The 5,696-nt window shown below is 50.0% G+C and carries 5 protein-coding genes; all 5 read left to right on the forward strand.

The features are described from left to right. Positions 1 to 243: 243 nt before the first annotated feature. Positions 244 to 1,272 (forward strand): biotin synthase BioB, encoded by a 1,029-nt coding sequence (gene bioB / locus WBV27_RS09340; protein ID WP_424201457.1) that lies wholly within the window; start codon positions 244 to 246, stop codon positions 1,270 to 1,272. Between the two features lie 165 nt (positions 1,273 to 1,437). Next, positions 1,438 to 2,268 (forward strand): carbonic anhydrase, encoded by an 831-nt coding sequence (locus WBV27_RS09345; RefSeq protein WP_424201459.1) that lies wholly within the window; start codon positions 1,438 to 1,440, stop codon positions 2,266 to 2,268. A gap of 196 nt (positions 2,269 to 2,464) precedes the next feature. Next, positions 2,465 to 3,376: an AEC family transporter gene (locus WBV27_RS09350; protein WP_424201461.1), complete on the forward strand. Its 912-nt coding sequence runs from the start codon at positions 2,465 to 2,467 to the stop codon at positions 3,374 to 3,376. Positions 3,377 to 3,597: 221 nt separating this feature from the next. After that, positions 3,598 to 4,008 (forward strand): hypothetical protein, encoded by a 411-nt coding sequence (locus tag WBV27_RS09355; protein WP_424201463.1) that lies wholly within the window; start codon positions 3,598 to 3,600, stop codon positions 4,006 to 4,008. Between the two features lie 106 nt (positions 4,009 to 4,114). Then, positions 4,115 to 5,470: a leucine-rich repeat domain-containing protein gene (locus tag WBV27_RS09360; protein ID WP_424201465.1), complete on the forward strand. Its 1,356-nt coding sequence runs from the start codon at positions 4,115 to 4,117 to the stop codon at positions 5,468 to 5,470. The last annotated feature ends 226 nt before the right edge of the window (positions 5,471 to 5,696 follow it).

Raw genomic sequence — 5,696 nt, forward strand, 5'->3', positions numbered from 1 at the left:
GATCAATAAACAACAAAAAACGAAACTCAAGCAAACGTATGCTTGAGTTTCGTTTTTTTGAGCTTTCCGCAATACACAGGAAAAGCACAACCCAGCACAACCGCTTTAAAACACCCAAAACGGGAACCATCACGTTTTCTCCGTCATTTTCAATGTTACCCCGTTTATTTCGTAGGTTGACATAAATTTTTGCCTATGCCATCATTGATTCAATGACTATAACAAATAGAATGGAGAAGAATGATGAGCAAAAAAGAATCTGCTTTATCCTTAAACAATGAAGAGCTTGCCAGCAACAAACTGAGAACAATGGAAGCAATCAAACATAAGCTCTATGCAGGCGGACACCTTACCAAAGCGGAAGCGATGGAATTGATAGAGGCGCCGCTCGAAGAACTTTGCGCAGCCGCCAATGATGTGCGTGAACATTTCTGCGGTAACGTGTTCGATGTCTGCACGATCATCAACGGCAAGAGCGGCAAGTGCTCGGAAAACTGCAAGTTCTGTTCCCAATCGCGCTATTACCGCACGAAAGTTGATGCCTACTCGCTCATCGGATCGGAAACGATCGTCGAACAGGCGAAATATAACGAAGAGCGCGGCGTACTGAGGTATTCCATCGTGACCTCAGGCAGGGCGTTGTCCAGCAAGGAAGTGGACAAGGTCTGCGAAAGTCTGGAAGCTGTCCAAAAGGAATCGGACATCGCACTCTGCGGCTCGTTCGGTCTTCTGGAGGAAACGGAATTCGCCAAACTGAAGCAGGCGGGTTTGACCCGCGTCCACAACAATCTGGAAACTTCGCGAAGGAACTTCCCGAATGTCTGCACGACCCACAACTACGACGACAAGATCACCGCCATCCGGGCCGCACAACAGGCCGGTCTGACCGTTTGCAGTGGTGGCATCATTGGCTTGGGCGAGACGATGGAGGACCGCATCGACATGGTCATCGACCTGCGCGAGATGGGCATCTGCTCGATACCCGTCAACCTGCTGAATCCCATCCCGGGCACACCGTTCGAGGGAAACGAAGTCATCAGCGACGAGGAGATGAGCCGGATCATCGCGATTTTCCGGCTACTGGCTCCCGATGCTTATATCCGATTGGCCGGCGGAAGGGGGCTGCTTGCGGATAAAGGCAGACAGTGTTTCCTTTCCGGCGCCAATGCGGCAATTTCCGGCGATATGTTGACGACTGACGGCATCACAATCGAACAGGATATGCGCATGTTGGGCGAACTTGGGTACGAGGTGGTCCTGCGCGATGACTGACGGGACCATATAGACCCGCCTTCTCCTCTTCGCAATATCCTTTTGAATGCAGCTGACAGAAGGGGCCATCTGTTGAATTATTGTTTATCGCGGTTGTTTTGATAATTTAATTGCGGATTATTATATAATAAATAGATATTGTTTTTGAGGGGGAAGATTGGAAAAATGAATAATACAAAAGGATTAAAAAAAGTTTTAGCGGTTCTGGGGGCATTCGCTTTATTGGGACTGAGCGGTTGCGGCCAAGAAGAAACGGTGGCAACGGACAGCAGCGTTCAAGCGACGACGGAACAGACTTCAGAAGCAACCACACAGGAAACAACGGAAGAAACAACCGAAGCAGCCGCTGAGGAACATTTGGATTATGAAAACCAGGATGAATGGGACTTCGAATCCGGCGCGATGCAATCCCCGATCAATATCGAAACGAGTGCAACCGAAGCGATGACCACGGACGGTTCCCTGACATTGGACTATGCGGAGGAGATCATCGATGTGGTCGATAACGGGCACAGCATCGAAATCGAAGACGGCGGCCAAGCGACGATTGCCGGACGCGGTTTTGAATTGGCACAATTCCATCTGCATTCCCCGAGCGAACACACGGTGGATGGGGAAAGTTTCCCGATCGAACTGCATTTTGTCCACAAGGCACAGGATGGACGCTTAGCAGTCATTGCGGTCTTCTTTAAAGAAGGAACAGAAAATGCTGCTTTTCAGGCGATCCTGGATGATGTGCAGGCAAACGAAGAATCAGACGTTGCGAGCGGACTCAGCCTCAACGTTGCCGAGCTGCTTCCAGCCAACAAAAGCTACTACCATTACCTAGGTTCCTTGACGACACCACCGCTTACCGAAAATGTCGAGTGGTACGTGATGGCGAACACTGTGGAAGTTTCCGCGGAACAAATTGCAGCCTTCAACGAATATTATGAAGGCAACAACAGAGAGGTCCAACCATTGGGCGAGCGTTCCGTTCTGAAATATGAAGAATAACGAGCCTGTTTTGGCGATTTGATCGCCTTGGCTGAAAGTTCCGTCCCCCGATTATTATTGGGGCAGACGGAACTTTTTTCAATTCTCCGACCGTATTCAAAGGAATCCGTAACGCGATTACAAAATGCAGAATGAACGGATACGAGTGCACTTTATTTGCTATAATTAAGGGAAAAACGCGAGCAGGGGGAACGTAATGGGGGAAATAGCAGCAAAAGCCGCATCATTGATAGTGATCATCGTAATCGGCTACGTCATCAAACGGATCGGATGGGTAAGCGCAGAAGATTTCCCGAAATTTTCGAAAATCGTTCTGCGGATCACGTTGCCTTGTGCCCTGATCACCAGTTTCAACACGTTCGACATCACCTACAATCTGCTGTTTTTGACCGCAATCGGCCTCATAGCTAACTTGGTCCTGCAAATCACCGGCTATCTGGTGAACCAACGGAAAGGCGGTATAGCGCAGGCTTTCGGAATCATCAACCTCGGCAGCTACAATGTCGGGGCCTTTGCGATGCCATATATCGCCGGATTGATGGGCCCACAGTCGATCATTTTCGCATCCCTTTTCGATGTCGGCAATTCCTTCGGAGCTGCCGGAATAGGTTATGGCTGGTCCCGTTCGGTAGCGGATGATACACAAAAAACGACATTTGGGGGCTTCCTCAAGCTCATGTTCCTTTCGCCGCTGTTCGACACCTATCTGTTGCTGCTTTTGATGCGTCTGTTCGGGGTGCAATTGCCGGATGCAGTCATCACTTTTACATCCACGGTGGGCGGCGCCAACACGTTCATGGCGATGCTGATGATCGGAATCGGTTTGGAATTGGGCTTGGATGCCCATCGCTTCAAGCTGGCCTTCAAATACTTGGCCATCCGTTACTGCTTTTCGCTGATTTTTTCCATCCTGATCGTCCTTTTCCTGCCGATCTCAACCGTCGTGAAGACGATCCTCTGCATGCTTTTCTTTTCGCCGATCGCTTCCATGGCGACCGGCTTCACCGATGAAGCGGGCGGTGACGTCGAAACCTCCGCATTCATGAATTCCGTCTCCATTCTGATCGGAATCTTCGCGATGCCGCTTGTGTTGGCGGTAATGGGATAATAAATGTCAAATGAAACAAAATCAAACCATCCGTTCCTGTAGCGGGTGGTTTTTTGTTGGGCGGCGGAAGTTGTTTCCTCCGGCGAACGCAGGCTACGCCGGAGTTCGGCCCACATATGCGTCTTTTCCTCCGATGAGGAGGTGCCCGCCGGAGTTGGAGTCCGTTAGGTACCGCTGTCCTCCGGTGGGAGCCCACTCACCGGAGCAGGACACCTCGCACGTTGTTCACCTTCGGTCAGATCCGGGCGGTCATCATCATCTATAGTGCCATTATTTTTACCTTCATCTTGCTTGTCAGCGTCACTTTGGGGCTCTGCTTCGGCGGCGTGATGGGTCTCTTCCCGGGACTTGTCATGGATAACTTCGGACCGGCGAACCAGGGCGTCAACTACGGCATCGTCTTTATCGGCTTTTCGAGCGCTGCCTTCGTCGCGCCGAAAGTGACTGCATCATTGGCTGCTGCGAACAACGGAGACTTCACGAAAGCCTTTTACGTCGCGATTGCCGTCGTCCTGCTCTCCTCGACGCGGGCTATTTTTCTGATTGAAAGAAGCTGTAGCGCAAAATGTGCCAATAAGTGTCTAGGTCAAGAGATCCGTAAAGTTAGCGATCTGGGCAGAGGAAGCTTATAATCAAGATATAAATTAACCCGTTTACACGACCATCTCCTGAGATAATCCAGTCATAATGGATTCCATCGTCAGCTCCAATGCGCTTTTTTAAAAGGAGTGATTTTACATGAAAAATAGAACTAGGCTGGTAACACTGTTGACTTTGATCATTTTGGCTGGCTGCTCCGACAAAATGGAATCGGGCCAGGATGCAGCAAAGGACAGCCAAACGAGTACGATCCAATCCGCGGGCAAGCCGGAAACAGACGCAGAAACCACAACCACAAAAGAAAATCAGCCGCTGACTTTCGCTGATGAAGCTATTGAAGATTATGTGCGTAAATTGATTGGTAAAGAAGAGGGAGACCTGACTGCGAGCGATGTCGAGTCGGTCGATGCGCTCTATTTGGGTAATAAGGATATCAACAGCATCAGCGGAATCGAACATTTCACGAATCTGCGGATACTCCACCTGAATGACACTCAGATCAGCGACATCAGCGCGCTGGCCGGTTTGACGCAACTTGAATATCTGGATATCAGCCGCACCCAAATCCAGGACCTCACTGCTTTAACGGATTTGACGAAGCTAAAGACCCTTTACCTCAACAACAACCATTTGGAGGACATCAACGCATTAGCCGGATTGAATCAGCTTGAGGTGCTCTATTTGAACGATACTGCCGTCAGCGATATCCGCCCGTTAACCGACTTGACTGGCCTGCAGTCGCTGAAGCTGCGCAACACCGAAGTCGAAGATGTCGGCGTCTTGGCTGGCATAAATCAGTTGCGCTATCTGAGCCTAGGGAACACGCAAGTCAAAGATATCACAGCTCTATCAGGCTTGACGCAACTGACCATCCTGGAACTGGATAACACACGCATCCGTGACGTCGGAGCTGTAGCAGATTTGACGCAGTTGATGGAGTTGAACATGGGTGGAACTGAAATATCCGATGCCAGCACCTTAGCCGGCCTCGGCAATCTGCTGACGTTGGATTTGAGCGGCACAGAAATAAGTGACGTTTCGCCATTGAAAAGCCTGACGAAGCTGACACGCTTGAATTTGAACGGCACAAAAGTCGAAAATATCGGCAGTTTGGCTGGATTGATCGGACTGACGCACCTTGAAATCAGCGGAGCACAGGTGAATGACGTCGCTGCCTTGGCAAATATGACGGGATTGGTTTATCTCGATCTGGCCGAGAATCGGATCGGTGACATCGACAGCTTGGCCAGTCTCACCAAAATACGGCACTTGAATCTGTCCGGCAATCAGACCGGCGATGCTACCCCTTTGGCGAATTTGGCGGAGCTATGGTACCTAGATCTAAAAAATAACCCAATCAGCGATATCGCACCCTTGATGGGCTTGACCAAGTTGGGGAAACTGCATATCAGCAAGGCGGGCATCAACGCCGAACAACAAGAAATGCTACAGAACGCTCTGCCGGGCTGCGACATCAGTTGGTATGAAGAATGAGCCCACCAAGACAGAACGGACTCAGGTTATTATTTGTGATTGTGAGTTAGCTTAGCGGAGAGTGCTGCAGTGAAAACTTGAGGAACTTCCGACAATTCAGATGAGTTGTCGGAGGGTCTGTTTGTTTCAGAGCCGTTTTCTTCGGATAATCCGCATTGAATCTCTGGGCTTCGGACAGCAAGTGCCGCCTAAAGATTGCATAGTAGCTTTACTATCCGGCCTGAAT

Origin of the sequence: Trichococcus sp. (assembly GCF_049589555.1) — a bacterium.
GTDB lineage: Bacteria > Bacillota > Bacilli > Lactobacillales > Aerococcaceae > Trichococcus.